Source organism: Flavobacterium sp. (assembly GCF_044348915.1).
Taxonomy (GTDB): Bacteria; Bacteroidota; Bacteroidia; order Flavobacteriales; family Flavobacteriaceae; genus Flavobacterium.
Window position 1 is genome coordinate 1 of sequence record NZ_JBIKRX010000064.1, and the last position, 16,675, is coordinate 16,675.

At 32.8% G+C, this 16,675-nt stretch carries 15 protein-coding genes; all 15 read right to left on the reverse strand.

Going from position 1 to position 16,675, the window contains the following annotated elements:
• Positions 1–118: 118 nt before the first annotated feature.
• A complete protein-coding gene (locus ACIQ1E_RS10675) occupies positions 119–502 on the reverse strand; it encodes a hypothetical protein (RefSeq protein ID WP_396171292.1) in 384 nt (127 codons plus the stop codon).
• A gap of 8 nt (positions 503–510) precedes the next feature.
• Positions 511–1,512, reverse strand: coding sequence for a glycosyltransferase family 2 protein (locus tag ACIQ1E_RS10680; RefSeq protein ID WP_396171293.1), 1,002 nt, complete (start codon positions 1,510–1,512; stop codon positions 511–513).
• Between the two features lie 20 nt (positions 1,513–1,532).
• Positions 1,533–2,735: a hypothetical protein gene (locus ACIQ1E_RS10685; protein ID WP_396171294.1), complete on the reverse strand. Its 1,203-nt coding sequence runs from the start codon at positions 2,733–2,735 to the stop codon at positions 1,533–1,535.
• 86 nt (positions 2,736–2,821) lie between these two features.
• Positions 2,822–3,553 (reverse strand): glycosyltransferase family 2 protein, encoded by a 732-nt coding sequence (locus ACIQ1E_RS10690; protein WP_396171295.1) that lies wholly within the window; start codon positions 3,551–3,553, stop codon positions 2,822–2,824.
• A gap of 38 nt (positions 3,554–3,591) precedes the next feature.
• Positions 3,592–5,133 (reverse strand): glycosyltransferase family 2 protein, encoded by a 1,542-nt coding sequence (locus ACIQ1E_RS10695; RefSeq protein WP_396171296.1) that lies wholly within the window; start codon positions 5,131–5,133, stop codon positions 3,592–3,594.
• Between the two features lie 4 nt (positions 5,134–5,137).
• Positions 5,138–5,947, reverse strand: coding sequence for an FkbM family methyltransferase (locus ACIQ1E_RS10700; protein ID WP_396171297.1), 810 nt, complete (start codon positions 5,945–5,947; stop codon positions 5,138–5,140).
• The gene (locus ACIQ1E_RS10705) at positions 5,944–7,170 is read right to left on the reverse strand and encodes a glycosyltransferase family 4 protein (protein WP_396171298.1); all 1,227 of its coding nucleotides are present in this window, start codon (positions 7,168–7,170) and stop codon (positions 5,944–5,946) included. Before ACIQ1E_RS10705 ends, ACIQ1E_RS10700 begins: the two co-directional genes overlap by 4 nt.
• A complete protein-coding gene (locus tag ACIQ1E_RS10710) occupies positions 7,167–8,297 on the reverse strand; it encodes a glycosyltransferase family 4 protein (RefSeq protein WP_396171299.1) in 1,131 nt (376 codons plus the stop codon). Before ACIQ1E_RS10710 ends, ACIQ1E_RS10705 begins: the two co-directional genes overlap by 4 nt.
• A 23-nt stretch (positions 8,298–8,320) precedes the next feature.
• A complete protein-coding gene (locus tag ACIQ1E_RS10715; protein ID WP_396171300.1) occupies positions 8,321–9,715 on the reverse strand; it encodes a UDP-glycosyltransferase in 1,395 nt (464 codons plus the stop codon).
• Positions 9,716–9,797: 82 nt separating this feature from the next.
• On the reverse strand, positions 9,798–10,772 hold the full coding sequence (locus tag ACIQ1E_RS10720; RefSeq protein WP_396171301.1) for an N-acetylneuraminate synthase family protein: 975 nt from the start codon (positions 10,770–10,772) through the stop codon (positions 9,798–9,800).
• Between the two features lie 14 nt (positions 10,773–10,786).
• Positions 10,787–11,944, reverse strand: a complete 1,158-nt coding sequence (locus ACIQ1E_RS10725) for a cytidylyltransferase domain-containing protein (protein WP_396171302.1) — start codon at positions 11,942–11,944, stop codon at positions 10,787–10,789.
• Positions 11,945–12,175: 231 nt separating this feature from the next.
• Positions 12,176–13,105, reverse strand: a complete 930-nt coding sequence (locus tag ACIQ1E_RS10730) for a glycosyltransferase family 2 protein (RefSeq protein WP_396171303.1) — start codon at positions 13,103–13,105, stop codon at positions 12,176–12,178.
• A gap of 32 nt (positions 13,106–13,137) precedes the next feature.
• A complete protein-coding gene (locus ACIQ1E_RS10735) occupies positions 13,138–14,193 on the reverse strand; it encodes a glycosyltransferase family 2 protein (protein WP_396171304.1) in 1,056 nt (351 codons plus the stop codon).
• Complete coding sequence (locus ACIQ1E_RS10740) at positions 14,178–15,062, reverse strand: alpha-1,2-fucosyltransferase (RefSeq protein ID WP_396171305.1); 885 nt, start codon at positions 15,060–15,062, stop codon at positions 14,178–14,180. Before ACIQ1E_RS10740 ends, ACIQ1E_RS10735 begins: the two co-directional genes overlap by 16 nt.
• Positions 15,059–16,675, reverse strand: a 1,617-nt coding sequence (locus ACIQ1E_RS10745) for a glycosyltransferase (RefSeq protein ID WP_396171306.1), incomplete at its 5' end; no start/stop codon positions are given. The genes ACIQ1E_RS10740 and ACIQ1E_RS10745, both read right to left, overlap by 4 nt.

The following is a 16,675-nucleotide window of genomic DNA, read 5'->3' on the forward strand; positions in this document are numbered from 1 at the left end:
AAAGTACAAAATATAAAAAGATTCACCTAATAAATCCAATGACTATGTGGCATGAATTCGAATTTTATTTCACGTCATTTTGACATGAAATAAAATCCCTATATTTGAGACTGATTAGTTACAAATAATCTAATGAGCGAAATATTTCAATTCGATTCGCTTTATTGACTAAACCTTTGAATTTAAATTTTGTCAAAAGAAGTAAAGATTTATAGGAATAATTTGCTTGTAAGTTTAACGGATAAACGTTTCCTTTTACATCGCTGACCCTTAATGATCTTTTGAAATAATAATTATAGTTTTCGGGATTATCTAGAAATTTTGCATCATCTGAATAATCTAAAAAATAAGTCTCATTATGGAAGTAAAGTATCGCTCCATTCCAAGAAATTTTAGAATTCATTCGAATATCAAATTCAATCTCATTTACTTCGCAAAAATACAAATACGAAAAAACAATCATATTGTGATGCGGAGTCCAATGATGAATTTCTAATCTCATTACTATTATTATGAATTTAACTTAGGCTTATTCCACAACAAACTCCACCAACCCATAGTTCTTCCCAAGGCTTCGGTAAAGGCTTCCTTTTTCTTGTTTGTGGTAAATGTATTGGTAAATCGGATTAAAGTCAACAAAATGGTAATCGAATGCCATTTTATTATGGCGTTTAGTGAAGGCTTTGGATTTTTGACTCTCCAAACATACCAACCGTTGCGAACCACCATTTTGCCATATCGGTATTGGTTGGGCCGTCCTGAAGGATGATGAAAATGACTCAGTTGCACTTGGGTATTGATGACATTTTTGCCAAATTGCAAGGCTCGGATACTAAAATCGGCATCTTCATACAAACCATAGCCTTCAAAATAAGGAGAAAATCGGATGGAATCTACTACTCTTCTGCGGAAAGCAAACGACATTCCTATCAATAAATCTACCTCATAGGTTTTGCCATTCAATGGGAAACCACAGGTTTTGCCGTGTGAATAGTCAGGCATCCGTCCAGGACCTAAATTAGATTGTAGCCCCAAATAATTTCGAACGACATTGCGTTGACCTTCCTTATAAACAAATTCTTCCCATTGGCAATAGCGGTTTGAATCGTATTTTATATTCGGCTCGGCCAATGTCCAACTATTTTCATTTCTAGCTACACCACCTACACCAGAAACATCTGGATTGTCTTTAAAGGTTTTAATTATTTCTTCAAAATAATCTTTTTCTAAAACTGTATCATCATCAAGGAAACAAACCACTTCCATTTCAGTTCTTACTCGTTCAATGCCATAATTTCGTTGTTTGGTCAAGCCACGATGTTCGGGTGGCACCGCATAATAAATTAGGTTTGAAAATAAATTTTCTTTTAGAATAATCTCAGTTTCAGTATTGGTCGAACCGTCGATAACCAGAATTTCATCAGGATACAGCGTTTGCTCCTGAACCGATTGCAACAATTGCAGCACCGATCGAGGGCGCATATAAGTGCAAATTATAAGGGAGAATTTCATCTTAATTTTTATTAGGTTCCTTAGTGAATGTCACTACTTTTTATTGGATTAATCCAAAAACCAATATTCAAATAGAGGAAACAAAAAAGTAAGGTTAAAGAATAAATGGCATTAAATCTTAAGCCTGTATAGACATAAACTGACATAATGGATTGCCCAACAAAAATAGCTAGAATTACTAAATAAATTCGATCTTTGATTGTGTTAAAATCTATTCTTCTTTTTCTAAAAAATCGAACTGTCATTTGAATAAAAACAACAAGATATAAAATTCTAAAAAAAACTGATAAAGTTTCCAAACTACCTGGCTTGGGACTTTCTGGAAAAGGATTGAAATTTGATTTTAATTTTTTTAAAGCAATTCTTGTAATTTCTCCAAAGCCAATTCGGCTTATATGATTTTTAGTTCCTAATGTATATAAATGACTCAAATCCAAAATACTATTTTGAGAATTTGATACTAATTTTGGGTCAACATATTTCAGATTCAAACCTTCATCTGCTAAATCTCCTTCGGAATTGGTAAACTCAGTTGATACTTTCTCATTCCATCCTTTTGCCAATGTAGCTCCTTGCGATGCCGTTAGATAAAACCCTTTTTCAAAAGTAATTGCATTTCGACAAGGCCAAGAACATACAATTAGCGAAAATATAAAACCGTGAAAAAGAGCCTTAATCCAATTGAACTTCCAATTGCCAATCAAATAAATTAATAGTAATGAACCCACGAAAAATACAGAAACAGGATGGCACAAAACAACGCATGCGGCTAAAATAGGTATTGCTATATGAGTCCTCTTACTATTGTTTAGAGAAATAAAAAAAAAACTCAGTCCCAAAATTAAAATTGCGGTTAAGCTTTCCGACAAAAATGTAATTGAATATTTAAGATACTGAGGTTCAATAAAAAGTAAACAAAAAGGAAGTAAGCCTATAAATTTAACATTTGTATCCTTCTTGAATTTAAACAAAATAAATCCCAAAAGGAATACTTCTAAAAATGATTTCAATAGAATTAACGCCAATGGATTTGTTGTAAATCTTAAAAATAATGATAAAAAAAGAGGCCAAAATGGTGGTCGCCAAGTGGCATTTTCTGAAGCAATTACTGAATTCGTATCAGAATACACATTAAAATCAGCTATGTTTTTGGCAATTATCAAGTAATGAGAAGCATCTGCTCCGCCATTATAAGCTGCTTTATCTGAGTAATTGTCATTCATATTTGACAAATACAAATAATAAAATTTGACTGAAATCAAACTGATTACAATCAACATAATAATCCACTTATTATTTACGATTTTATTCATTTAACAAATAGATTATATTTTATTATACAATACATAGCCCTGAAACCATCTTTCCAACCAATTTTTTTCCCTTCTTCAAACGTTCTTCCATAATAACTAATTCCAACTTCATAAATTCTCACTCCAGGAATTCTAGCAATTCTGGCAGTAATTTCAGGTTCAAAACCAAATCTATTTTCCTTCAAATTCAATGATTTTATATAATCTGATTTAAACATTTTATAACATGTCTCCATATCTGTCAAATTGAGATTGGTCAACATATTACTCAAAAAAGTCAAAAATTTGTTTCCTATACTGTGCCAAAAAAACAAAATTCTGTGCGGATTTCCTCCCATAAATCGACTACCATACACAATATCTGCATATCCATCTGTAATTGGCTTTAAAAGCAAATTGTATTCATTTGGATCATATTCTAAATCGGCATCTTGAACCACAATAACATCACCAGTGGCATTTTGTATTCCTGTATGCAATGCAGCTCCTTTTCCCTTGTTTACCTGATGCTCCAGAAATAATATACCCAGATTCTCATTGTTTTGCATATAGTTTCTGATTTGCTCTGAAGTAGTATCAGTGCTGTAATCATTAATGATAATAATTTCTTTTTGAATTCCATTAAGCAATTCAACTTTTTTTATTTTATCTAGGATTTTATGAATTGTTGCCCCTTCATTAAAGGCGGGAATCACAATGGATAGTTTTTTTATAATAGTAGTATTCATCTAGATTTATAGTTAGTTATATGGTGGAAATTGGCTTTTTATGCTTTTTTATTCAATTGATTCGCCCAAAAAACACTTTTTTTCCATTGCTTTTGAAAATGAATGTAATAGCGTATTGGGTTTTTAATCGATTGAAGTTGATAATACTTAAAAAACAAAGTCGTTTTATAACTATTGGTTTGTTCTCTTGAATTGTGCAATATACTATACAACATTACTGTGGGCGAAGGTTTGGGTTGAACGCTATCCTTTTGCCATTGCAAAACGGGTTTCGTTCTAAAACCGCCAACAGGCGCCTTCAAATGCAAGATTTCAGGTTCTGGAAAATACAAGACATCATGACCTAAATTCCGCAACTGCATCCCAAAATCGCCGTCTTCGCCATAACCAAATTCAAAGGCTTTATTGAATTTTACATCAGACAAAATATCCCTTCGAACAAAACTGTTCCCAGCTCCAAAAGTAGGCCATTGAATTACTTTAGTGTATTTCTTCTTCTCATTTTTTTGAGGATAAGAGGTAGTAACCACTAGATGTCCATATTGTGCAATCTTTTCAAAAATATCCGATAGTAAACTAGCCTCAAAACGATTGTCATCATCCGCTAGAAAAACCCATTCGCTTTGGGTTTGATCCAAAGCCTGATTACGGGCATTGCAGGCACCGGCCTGATGCGTAAAAATATGCTGGATTTCAAACGGCCATTTTTCCTGGGTCAGATAATCCAGTTCGCTCGTACTTCCCGCTTCGGTATTTTGTTCCACAATGACAATCTTTTTCGGCAAATGGGTCTGTTTCGAAAAATCCTGCAACACATCATACAAATAAGTCTTTCTGCCAATGGTTGGAATAATAACATCTACTGTGCCTGTATCAATAACTTTTCTGGAGGATTGTGCTTTTATACCATCCACATTAAGAGTTAACTTGCTTCTGTTTTGGTAAAAAAGAGAAAAAAGAAATGGCAACAGCGGGAATTTCCGTTCATACAAAAATAGATTCAACAACAATAAGAAAACCCAACGCGTTCTATAATGTTGCTTTACAAAACGAAAAAGTAGGTATTGATTTGCTTTGGCTGGAACACTTTCGACTGCACTTTTTAAAAGTCGGGGCTCAGAATAACACAATAATCCCTTAGGCAGCAATAGCTTTCCCAAAGAACACAGAAAATAATCAAAATTAGTATCCAATGGAATTTCAGCATCTAAAGCCAACAAAACTTCAGCATACAGACAGCCCACAGTACTGCTCATTTGCCAGGTCGGAAAAGAAACCGTTTTGTTGACTCGCACAAAAAGGGAAGTATCAACATAGCCAAGAGCCGAATCTAAAAATGAAGTATTGGATGGGTTATAGGAAAGAAATAATTTCTTGTGATGCAATAAATGTTCAATCTCCGAAATATTGAGTTGTTCTTTATGACTTACATGACACCAGACCAGTATTTCGGTTGGATACGCTTTCGCCACTTCAATAAGAACTGCAGCTATAGATTTACCGCTAACTTTTTCCATACCAAAAGCCTTGGAATGAGCCAACGCTACTACATTTGCGCCATTATGATATAGAAGTATCATGACCTTACTGTGTTATAGATGTACCTGCAAAAGTGATGATTTCATTTTTTCGGAATCGTACTGTTTTGTAGGGATAGTTCATTTTCTTAAAAAACGCCTCCACTTTGATATAAGTCGCAGCTCCATCCACAATATGATAGGAAGCTATAGCAAAATTGGGTTTCAGATTTTCGATAGTTTGAACGCAACCGTCCAAAGCTTCTATTTCGGCTCCTTCAATATCCATTTTAATAAAATCCAGTTTTTTGATATGGTTTTTGGCTACCCAATCATCAATTCGCACGGCTTCTTTTTTAACACATTTATCCGCATCCGGAATCCAAACCGCCGAAGAACCTACTGTTCCTGCTTCATAAAAATCCACTAATTTATTTTCATCCCACAACAACAATTCTTCAATTTTAATGTTGTCAGCCAAGCTTTCATTTAATTCGATATTCTTGTTAATTCTGGCAATATTAAAGGTATCAGGTTCAAAAGCATAAACAATGCCGTCCTTTCCAACCAATTTTGAAAAGAAAAGAGACAAATGCCCACAATTGGCACCGGCATCCAAAACTACATCATTAGCTTTTACTTTATAAAAATGTTGATAGTAATTAAAATCGGGTACAATAAAATACAAGGCTTCCCTGGTAATCAAAGAAACTTGCTTAAAAAAAGTCTTGAAAACTACTTTATTGTCCTTGTCTTTTTCTAACTGATAGGAAGTATTTTTTGGCCTATTAATACTATAATAGACCAACTTTATTTGTTCTTTAATTCCTCCACTAGGAAAAAGGGCACTAATTATTTTTTTTATCTTTTTTTTCATCTTGATGCTATGCATTTCTTATAAAACAACAAGCTTTGTCTTGCCACTGTCTCAGTACTGAACTTATGTATTATTTTTTTTCTGGCTGCCAAACCAAAACTTTCTTGCAATTTAGGACTTTTTAGCAATTCCAAAATCTTTTCTGCATATTGTTTGTGCGCGTTAGGATGTATTAAAAAACCCTCTAAACCCTCTTCAATCACTTCTTTTGCCCAACCAATATTGGAAGCCACAATCGGTTTTTGCAACGCCATAGCCTCAATCCAGGAAACCGGCAAAGCTTCTGCAAAAGAAGGAAAAACGCAGACAGTAGACAAATGGATTTGCTCTTTTATACCAGCATAAGGAACACTACCCAAATAACGCACATTTCGCAAAGCTTCGGTCGTAAATAAGGCTTGCATCATGGCCCAGGTGGAATCATTTCCAGAAACAACATCAGGCACATCTTTGCCTACCAAAACAAGTTGAGTCTCAGGACTACTTTTGATTACTTCATTGAAAATAAACGGTAATTCCAACAATCCTTTTTTACGAATCAAGCTCCCAAAATATAATATAGTCTTATTGTCATTGCCATTTTTATCGCCATTGCCATTGCCATTGTTATTGCCATTGTCATTGCCATTTTTATCGCCATTGCTATTGCCATTGTTATTGCCATTGTTATTGAATAAATCAACATCAATCGAATTAGGAATAATAGTAAACTCTTTTTTCAATCCAAAAACTTCATTGGTCAAATCAGCTGTAAATTGACTAACCGATAGTAAAGCATCGGCTTTTTGTAGCGCTCGCTTTTCGTGAAATTTATTATTCCATTTCACAGAACGATGATCCAAATGACAAAAATAAGTATCCGAACCATTAAGCCGAATAACGATAGGACATTTTTTGGGTTGGATAAAGGAAGTGATTCCAGTCCAATCAGGTGCTTCAACCAAATCGATTGCTGCAGTAGCATACAATTGATTGATTATTCTTTCCAACTTTTTCCTAGTCAACCACCAAGATAATCCTTTAAATTTGACATTCTGAATTTGCTGAATGGTTATTGCGTGATCATCAAAAACTCCTTCCTCCTTTTGTCCATATACCAACACGCGAACCGAACAACCTTCTGCCAAAAGCCCAGTAGCCAGATTCTTGATACTCGAACCAATCCCACCGGAATTGCCTGTCTTAGGATGAGGGTATTCAGGAGTTAGGAAAGCGATTTTCATTTGACTTTGTTGTTAGTAATAACCCTTTCAGAGTTTTGAAGGCTGAAAGGGTTCCCAGTTACGATTAAAAAATGTTGCTCGACCATTTTCCCTAGAGAAAAACGCTTTTCGACATCAATTCTAGTGTTCAAATCCATTTTTTTAGTTCCTAAATAAACTTCTGCTAAAAGAGTTGTCAGGGCAGGAACATCTTTGGCTTTAAAAATATAACCATTAACAGTATTAATTATGGCTTCTTCATTGCCTCCCACATTGGTAGTAATAACAGGTACATTAGCTGCTAAACTTTCCAGAATTGACAAACTAAAACATTCCATATGCGTCGGTTGTAGCATATAATCATACTGGCAATAAATGGATTTAAGATGGGAACTGCTTCCCATAAAATGGAAACAGTGCTCCAAACCCAAACGGAAAACTTGGTCTTCCAATGTTTTTCTATAGGGCCCATCACCATAGACATCAATCACTATTGCTGCTTTTATCGCGTTCGGCAATAGGAAAACCGCCTGAATCAGGTCTTGAATCCCTTTGGATTCCCGCAAATGGGAAGCGGTTAAAAAACTGGGGTGTATTTCTTTTCTGGTTTTTCTTTCTTGAATAGCTTCCAGAAAAATTCCGTTATGAATGACCTGAATTTTGTTTTTTATTGGAGCACCAAAATCCTTTACCAATTCATTTGCCGTATAATCCGAAACCCCAACAAACGTATCAATATATTTGGAATACAGTAGCCCCTTAATTTTTTTCTTTATTTTCTTTGCAAAAGGGTACCCGTTTATAGGTCTTGGATTATGATCTACGACAATAATCTCAGCTTTAGACAGTTGCTTCGCTGCTGCAAAAAAAGGAGTACACAACTCCAAAAAATGAGTAATGATGTGCGAATACCCTGTTTTATTTTGTTTCAAAAAAGTTAGAAAATTTTTTTCTACATTTTCAGTATTGCTTGAATGAATGTTCAAATCGGGATAACTTCCGTGAGCCGCTGGATTAGGAAAAAACCAATCGACCTGAATATTATTTTCTTTACACTTTTTATCAAATTGCCAAAAGAAATAATCCATGCCTCCCACTCTTTCAGGTAAAAGTTCATAGTTACATAGGACGGCTATTATTTTAGACATTTCTTATTCTGATGATTAAAAAATTATTTCAATATATTAATTATTGCATTCCATATAGTAATCGAAGACTTTGTTGGTGTTTTACCAACCACTATTTCATACCATATTAAACCTTTGTCGACATTTGAAATTTTACAATTTATGACTTCGGACACGACATGTTCCAATTGTTTTTTATCATTGCAAAAAAGAACGGCCTCTTTACTTGGCATACTTCTAAAATGAACATAATTATAATTTTGACCTATATCCCTGATCCCCTTCATTAATTGGGGTTGCTCATAATTATAGTAAATACACGGCTTATTATGAACTACAAAATCAAATACGGTTGAAGAGCACACATTGGTTACAAATTCACTATGCTCACAAACATTGTATAACATGGAGGAATCTTCTTTAGTTGCCAATACCTCTCCTTGTTTGCCAATTTGTTCCCATATTGGATTTAAAACTTTAATAATATCTTTATTCGATTCTATTACATCATCATACCTCTTTGTAACATCTACAGGACATTTTCTATAAATAATTCCAAGGTTTTCTCCTTTTGCATTTAGGCTTCTTACTGCATTAGCTAAATCTTCTAAATAATATTGATCGAGAGGTGAGGTGGTTTCATCATCTCCTGAAAAGCAGATGTATTTTGTATTTTCATCTAAATTATATTGTTTAAAAAAGTCCTCTCGAGATTGTAATAAACTGATGTCATGATGGGGTTCAAATTGTGGTGTCCCCGTAACGATTACTTGCTCATTTTTAATAAGTGGGTAGTATTTTAGTAACTCATGTTTCATTAAATCACTCCAAACAAAATAATAATCGGTTTCAATAACTTGCATAGCTTTTGGCACATTATCCCATGATTGAATAAAACATACCGTTTTTATTCCTAAATCTTTTGCCGCAAGTATTGCACTTATATTTTGGGTGTTTCGTTGATTAGAGCAAAAAACCAAATCAGGCTGATGCTCTTTCAATTGTAATCTGCAGGAAAGATATTTAGCGTTTTTACGTTCTAATTTTTCAATTCTTTTTTTAATTTTATTTATCCCTTTTTCGGATGAATTCAACTTTATCAACAACCAGGTAAAAACGCTTTTTAAACTATTTTTAAAACCTTTATAGTCCAAAGGAAATTTATAAGTTTCATAAACAGCATCATTAAACCTTTTCTTTGAAATATTTAATTCAATGTCTTTTCTTGCTCTAGAATAAATAGGAGTCAAGGGATGGGTCGGCAATTTTTCCATAGTCAACTCATTAAAACCGAATTTTTCCTTAATGGGGAGTAAACTATTATTCCAATACACAATTTCAACCCCCATTTCATCTCCAATTTCTTTAAAAGAGCTAAACACAAAATTTCGCAAACCACCACCATCTGGGAGAAAAACAAAAACTTTTTTTTTCTTCATATTACTTTTTAAAATCGACTACTTCGACTTAACATCTCTTATATTTTGCTGAATCCAATTATTAAATTTATCTATTCATTTTTCACAACAACTGCAACATACATGAACCTGTGATAAAAATCACTTTAAAAGGAAAAATTAGTTTCAAAGACGAATTAACCTCATCTAGCCCTTTTATTATTTTACTTTTTGATTTTTTTAATTTGTCTCTTTGTATTTTTTCTATAGGCAAAACATCAACACTTTTATAGGTTAATGCATTGTGAACTGCTTTTAAATCTCTTGTCAATTTCCTCAGCCCCATTGGTTCCAGTGAAGCGGCGTGATCCGTCCCCTTCCAAGTTCTATCAATAGTATAATGGCGTTCAATAATAGTTGCGCCTAATGTATAGGCTGCAATATCTACAGCAATTCCCAAATGATGACCAGAGAAACCTATATGTTTTACCTTATTTTTATATTTTTCAAGTAATAAAACAATATCTAACAAACAAACATCTTCAAAAGGAACTGGATAACCAGAAGTACAATTGTATAAAACAACATCCTCATTCCTTTTTTTATTACTAAAAAATTGTATAATTTCCTCTATTTCGCTTTTTGTTGTCATTCCTGTTGAAATATGAATTTCTCCTTTAAAATAATCACATAACCAGCCTAACATTTCAAAATTATTATTACAAGCAGATGGAATTTTTATAAAGTTAGGATTTAAAGAAGTTATTTCTTTAGCTGAAGTCAAATCCCAAACCGATGTTGAATAAATGATGCCTATTTCTTCACAATATCTCTTTAATTCAGCGTGTTGATGAATATCAAATTCCAAATATTCCCTGTGCAATCCATAAGTTTCTCCATATGAATTTAAAGGATTGGGGTGTGGTTGATTGTATTGTTCATCCGTTAATAATTCCTTATTATTCCTTTTTTGAAATTTAACTGCATCTGCATTGCAAAATATTTTGGCTACTTTAATCAGTTCTTTAGCTATTTCTATATCCCCTTTGTGGTTGCATCCAATTTCAGCAATAACAAAAGGATTTTTGTATGTCTTCATAAAATAAAATGTTTTTAAAATCTTTTATTATAATTTAAAATAAAATGGCAGGCTTCTCTAATTGCTCCACATCCTGATTCATGAGTTAAAACAATATCAGCATGTTGTTTTACTATAGTTGTTGCATTATTTGGAGTGATAGACCATCCAACACTACACATATTCGCTAGGTCATTGACATCATCACCGATGTAAGCAATATTTGAGGCTCGAATAGATTTTTCAATTAATAAATGTTGCAACAAAGCATATTTATCCTTCACTCCTAAAAATATATTCTCTATTTTTAACTTTTTCATGCGTTGTGCTACTAATTCTGATAATTCCGATGTCATCACCATGACTTCTATTCCTTGTTCTCTAAGAATCTCTAATCCCATTCCGTCACGCATGTCAAATTGCTTTGTTAATTCTCCTTCTTTCGAATAAAATACGGTTCCATCAGTAAATACTCCATCAACATCCAAAACAAAATGTGTTATTTTATTCGTTTCCTTTTGTTTTTTTAGGCGATTGATTAGAAGTTCTTCTACTATTAACCAATCTGTTTCCGTGTCAATTTCATTTAATGAGTCTTCGTCCATTTTAACCAAACCTATGTTTCCACTCACCCTATTTTTAGAAAACGCAAAAGCTTCTTTTGTAGTGCAATATACCGCTCCATTTTCAACCAATAATCCTTCAAAATCTTGTCTGCGAGGTCTATTAAAAACATCATAATTTAACGGCTCACCTTCATTACTCCAAATAAAGCGATGCGTATTAACAACGGTTAGAGAGGAATCGTATTTTTCATATTGAATAGTATCCAACATTTTATTAATATCTAAATAAGTGGTAAAAGGCGAAGTGGCTTGCAACAAGCATAATATATCAAAATCATTGTTTATTAATTCACAAAACTCAATAAGTGCGCTCTCTGTTGAAGCCGTATCCACTGCATTTTGGTCGTTTCTTAAAATGGCTTTTACTTTAGTGGTCCATTTGTATTGGTTATTTACAAAGCTTATTATTTCATCATCGTCAGTAAAAACAACTATTTCGTCTAAGTTTGAAAAAATAGCTTGCGTCAATACCCAAGTAAACAAAGGCCTCCCAACCATTTTACGTTTATTTTTCCCTAAAATACTTTTTGACCCCTTTCGAAGAGGAATAAATCCTATTTTTTTCATAATACTCATATTTTAAACAAAAATACTTTTTTTTATTAGCAAGAGTTAAGTTTTGAAAGCAATAAAAATAACATAAAAAAAATAAAGCCCTAAGCCTTCTTTATAAGGCTATTAGATTTATCCCATATGTTTAGTAATTTACTATTCCAAAAAAATCAAAACACAAAACATCTATAATTAACTCTTTAAACATCGTTACACACAAAATAGTGTACATTGAAAATGCGACTTTCAATTTGCACGGTTTTTAAATTCATTTTCGGGATTCCAATACAATTTGTTTTCCGGCAATTGGTGGTATTCCTCATACTCCTTATTGGTCAAGCGATTGCTGTTCTTGATGATTTTGCGAGTATTCCAAACCAAATCTAACAAAGCTAAAACTATAGCCAGTAAAACTTTGAAATCGCCTTGAAATACTTTGAGTTTGAATTGCATCCAAAGTGAATATGCCATTTTTCGAGGGATTGCTTTTAAAGGATAAAATAAGAAAAACAAATACCAACCCGCACGCAAGGAGCGACGTTGTCTTTCAATATAATCCTTGTGCTGCTTCCGCGCTTTAATATCGACCCGATGGTGCACCAAAACTTCTGGCAAATAGTGAACTTCCCAATGCTTTTTGAATAATTGATAGGAAGCAAAATTTTCCTCGCCATAAAAGACAAACCAAGCGGGGTATTCCGGAATAGCGTGCCAGGCGACCATTCTAAAACAATGTGCCCCTCCAGCATAGTTCTGAACTTGCATTGATTTTTGAGAAGTTGCGGTTGTTTCTGGCTCCATTTTATTCCAAAAAATTCTAAAACTCAATACGGCAGCTAATGGATTTTGAATAAAAAAATCACTAATTATTTCCAATGGTCTTTCTGTTATAAAATGCAAATCATCGTCTATAGAAATTGCATAATCGGTTTGAACCAAACGCAACAATCGATTCCGGCTATAGATTAACCCTTTACTTGTAGCGTTTTGAATGAATTGTATTTTGGGATAGTTTTTTTTTATGAAATAGGCTGTCCCATCGGTAGAACCATCATCACAAATCAGGCAAACCACCTCTTCACTATCCAACAAATGCTGGATTTTTTCTAAGGTAAAAACCAAATCGGTCAGTCGATTTTTGGTAGTAATGAGGATGGAGAAAGTATGGTTTGACATTTTTATGTTTTAATGACCAACGGATTTGTTTACTATTTGTATTTATTTCGTCGTGTTTTCCAAAAAACCAAGGACTTCAAAAAAAGTTTCAATTCTTGTTTTTTTGTCAATTGGGCTTTCCATTTGAACTTGGTATATAAATATTCTAAATACAAACTAGGAGAATAACGTTTTTGTTTCAAAAAGCATTTCCTCAAAACATCTGCTTCTAAATCGATAAGATATTGAGAAAACATTTGGGTTTCAAAAAAAGCCATAGCTTGGTTTGCTTTTGCTAATTTATGTTGAATTTGTTTAAAAACCTCAAGGTCATTGAATGTAATACTTTCTGTTTTGCCAAATTGTCTCTCTAAAAACTCCCTTTCAACAGAGCCCCAAGCTATATTTAAATACTGCAACATTTTAAATTTGGCAGCAATATCACTTTTTTTCTGTTCATCGGCTCGTTTTCGAGATACTTGATTGCCATAAACTCTATATTCTAAGAAAACTTCGGGTAAATTTTTAAGTTTTCCAAAATTCAATAATTGTATCCACATATGATAATCCTCGGCAGGTTCTGTGGTACTATCGTATTGAATAGCATATTGGTCTAAAACGTTTTTACGAATCATAGTAGAAGGATGACAAATACAATTCCCCCACAGTAACTCGATTTTTATGTCTTCATGATCTAGCGGAAGACTAATACTCTTATCATTACCAACAATTTTATAGACTGTACCACAAACTACCACTTCGGGATGCGTGTCTAAGTAGGTCAATTGTTGGGCAAATCGTTCCGGATGACTTATGTCGTCAGAATCCATTCGAGCAATATATTCGCCTTTTGCAATTTTCAAACCGTAGTTCAAACTATTAGTATAGCCTGAATTTTTGGGTTTTTGTATCAATTGAATACGAGGGTCTGGGATGTTTTTTAGAATAGCAACTGTGGCATCCGTCGAAGCATCATCTATAATCAACAACTCAAAATCACTAAACGTTTGATTTAAAATACTTTCTACAGCAGTTTGTATGTACAATTCACAATTGTATACAGGCAAAATAACGGTGATTTTTGGGGTGGTGTTTAGAGACGTATCCATTGAGGGGGTATTAAATCATTGGTGTTTCTTTCTGAATTTGCATACCATTTTTTTGGAGCAATTACTATCTTATTTGGCTGAGTATTCAACCAAGCAGCCCACCAACTAAAAGAACTATTGGCAATAATGTTATGAGTACAAAAACTCATTAATAACATATCAACCCAACTATTCTCTTCAGTATTGTCATCAACAAATAGTTTAGAATAAGGTAACGTTTCAAATTGTTCCTTTACCCATTGGCTATCATCTGAAAAGAAAACTAAAGTAAACTTTTCAATTTTTGATGCTAATAATAGTATAGCTTTTGAATAATATTCTAAACTACAATTCCCATGAAATTGCTGTGTTTTTGCATTAGTAACATAATCCCCTCTACGAATGTGCACCGAAATGGCAATCTCAGATTGTAATTTAGAAAGCAATGTTTTGTTCCTATCATCTAAAGACTCAACGGGAAAAGAAAAGGTTTCTCGAATTAAATCTTCCTGATTTTCGAAGTATTTATAACTTTGAAAATATCCTTTAATATAGGCTGGGCATTTGATCGATAGAAATTCTGGATGAAAATCTAAAGAAGGCTCTGAATAAATATTTGACTTACAATAAAACCCTAGTTTTTTCTTAATCTTATCGATAAAAGAAAGTCGTGTTAATTTAATAATTTCTTCTGATGAAGCATGCATAGATTCATTTTCAAAAATACCAAGTTCAAATTTCCTTTGTGTAAATTCTTGTTCATTTGAGAAGGTATCGAAGAAACTTTTGTCTAATTTAAGTGGCACACTAGTCCTTTTTGCAAGAATTCTTGCAAAAGCATACTGAAACATCTGGTTTCCTAAACCTCCTTGAAGCTGAATGACAATCATTTAAACAGTTTTTTTAATGCAATAATATTATGCATTGCTTTAAAATTTTCTTGCAACCATTTATCATCTTTATTCCACCATTCTAATTTTTCAAGAAATAGTATATCCTCTTCAGAAAAACGATATTTAATAAGTTTCGCAGGAATCCCACCAACAATTGAATAAGGAAAAACATCTTTAGTCACAACAGAATTTGCAGCTATAACTGCACCATTTCCAATATTTACATCATCTAAAATAACAACATTTGCACCTATCCAAACATCATTCCCGATGGTTACAAATCCCATTTCTTCAAAATATTGAGCATCACTAAAACTAGTTCCACATTGTTTATTTGTAGAATAAAAAGATGGATGTGTCGAAACAAAATCACCAACTGGATGCTTTCCTAAACCTATGCAAACACCTTGAGCAATAGAACAGAATTTTCCAATATTACAATTCATTATAGTCACATTCATTGCACTATAAGTATAATCCCCATAACCTACCTTATATAAAAAAGAATTATCGTTTACTTTATTATATTTACCAAATTTACTTTGATTTATTGTACAGTTTTTACCAATCAATATATTTTGATTTAATTTTTCATTATTATTTTTCCTTCTAAAAAAAAAATGAATCAAAGAACGCATCTTTATTTTTAGTCCAGCAGGTAGTTTTTTAATGACTTTTATTCCTTTATTAGCAATCAAAACAACATATATTAATTTTGGAATTCTATTAACATATCCACACATTTTAATATCTTTTATAGAAAAAATAGAAAATTTATAAAATCGAGTTCTAAAAAAGTAAAAAGTTTTTTTTAATTGAATATTTTTATAAGGAATACTGTTGTATAAATAAAGATATTCTTTAATTTCAACGTTCCTATTGTCTCGACAATCATTTGTAATATTATGGTCATCACCAACCGTTGTTATTAATTCTCTGGAATCGAATTCAAATTTACTATTGCCTGCCAACAATCTACAATAAAATTCAAAATCTACGACCCATTTTAAATTTACATCAAAAAAAACACTTGATGATCTTCTAAAAATAGTAGCACTAGGAGCGCCAATAAAATTTCCAAAAAACAAAGTATAAGGATTCAATTTCAAATTTAGTAAATTCTCAGATGTCGGCTTGTGTATCCATATTTTATCTTTATTGATTAATTTCACGACCGAAGAACTGAATCCTAATAAAGCATTTGGTGAGTTTTCCATTAAATCAACAAATGCCTGTAAACTATGTTCAAAGGTAAAATAATCATCGTGATGCATTATTTTAATATACTCCCCTTTTGACCGCCTAATGGCTTCATTCCAATTTTCAGGACTTCCCAGTGGTATTGCATTTTTGTAATACTGTATTTTACCTTTCGATTGGTATTCTTGTACTAAATCAAACACAATATCTGTTGGCGAATCATCTGTAATGATTATTTCATAATCAGTAAAGGTTTGATTTAAAACGGAATCTATCGTTTGTCTTAAATAGTCATTCCTTAAGAACCCACTTTTTGAGTTTTTAGATTTTTTACCAAAAATACATCTGCAAAAATAAGCAGTAAAAATTCGAGCCAAAGAACAATTTGCTCTTTGATTTGGTTGAATCGT

Excerpts from the sequence above, each read along its gene's own strand:
- ACIQ1E_RS10675 (WP_396171292.1), bottom strand. The coding sequence starts at position 502 with ATGAGATTAGAAATTCATCATTGGACTCCGCATCACAATATGATTGTT.
- ACIQ1E_RS10680 (WP_396171293.1), bottom strand. The coding sequence starts at position 1,512 with ATGAAATTCTCCCTTATAATTTGCACTTATATGCGCCCTCGATCGGTG.
- ACIQ1E_RS10685 (WP_396171294.1), bottom strand. The coding sequence starts at position 2,735 with ATGAATGACAATTACTCAGATAAAGCAGCTTATAATGGCGGAGCAGAT.
- ACIQ1E_RS10690 (WP_396171295.1), bottom strand. The coding sequence starts at position 3,553 with ATGAATACTACTATTATAAAAAAACTATCCATTGTGATTCCCGCCTTT.
- ACIQ1E_RS10695 (WP_396171296.1), bottom strand. The coding sequence starts at position 5,133 with ATGATACTTCTATATCATAATGGCGCAAATGTAGTAGCGTTGGCTCAT.
- ACIQ1E_RS10700 (WP_396171297.1), bottom strand. The coding sequence starts at position 5,947 with ATGAAAAAAAAGATAAAAAAAATAATTAGTGCCCTTTTTCCTAGTGGA.
- ACIQ1E_RS10705 (WP_396171298.1), bottom strand. The coding sequence starts at position 7,170 with ATGAAAATCGCTTTCCTAACTCCTGAATACCCTCATCCTAAGACAGGC.
- ACIQ1E_RS10710 (WP_396171299.1), bottom strand. The coding sequence starts at position 8,297 with ATGTCTAAAATAATAGCCGTCCTATGTAACTATGAACTTTTACCTGAA.
- ACIQ1E_RS10715 (WP_396171300.1), bottom strand. The coding sequence starts at position 9,715 with ATGAAGAAAAAAAAAGTTTTTGTTTTTCTCCCAGATGGTGGTGGTTTG.
- ACIQ1E_RS10720 (WP_396171301.1), bottom strand. The coding sequence starts at position 10,772 with ATGAAGACATACAAAAATCCTTTTGTTATTGCTGAAATTGGATGCAAC.
- ACIQ1E_RS10725 (WP_396171302.1), bottom strand. The coding sequence starts at position 11,944 with ATGAAAAAAATAGGATTTATTCCTCTTCGAAAGGGGTCAAAAAGTATT.
- ACIQ1E_RS10730 (WP_396171303.1), bottom strand. The coding sequence starts at position 13,105 with ATGTCAAACCATACTTTCTCCATCCTCATTACTACCAAAAATCGACTG.
- ACIQ1E_RS10735 (WP_396171304.1), bottom strand. The coding sequence starts at position 14,193 with ATGGATACGTCTCTAAACACCACCCCAAAAATCACCGTTATTTTGCCT.
- ACIQ1E_RS10740 (WP_396171305.1), bottom strand. The coding sequence starts at position 15,062 with ATGATTGTCATTCAGCTTCAAGGAGGTTTAGGAAACCAGATGTTTCAG.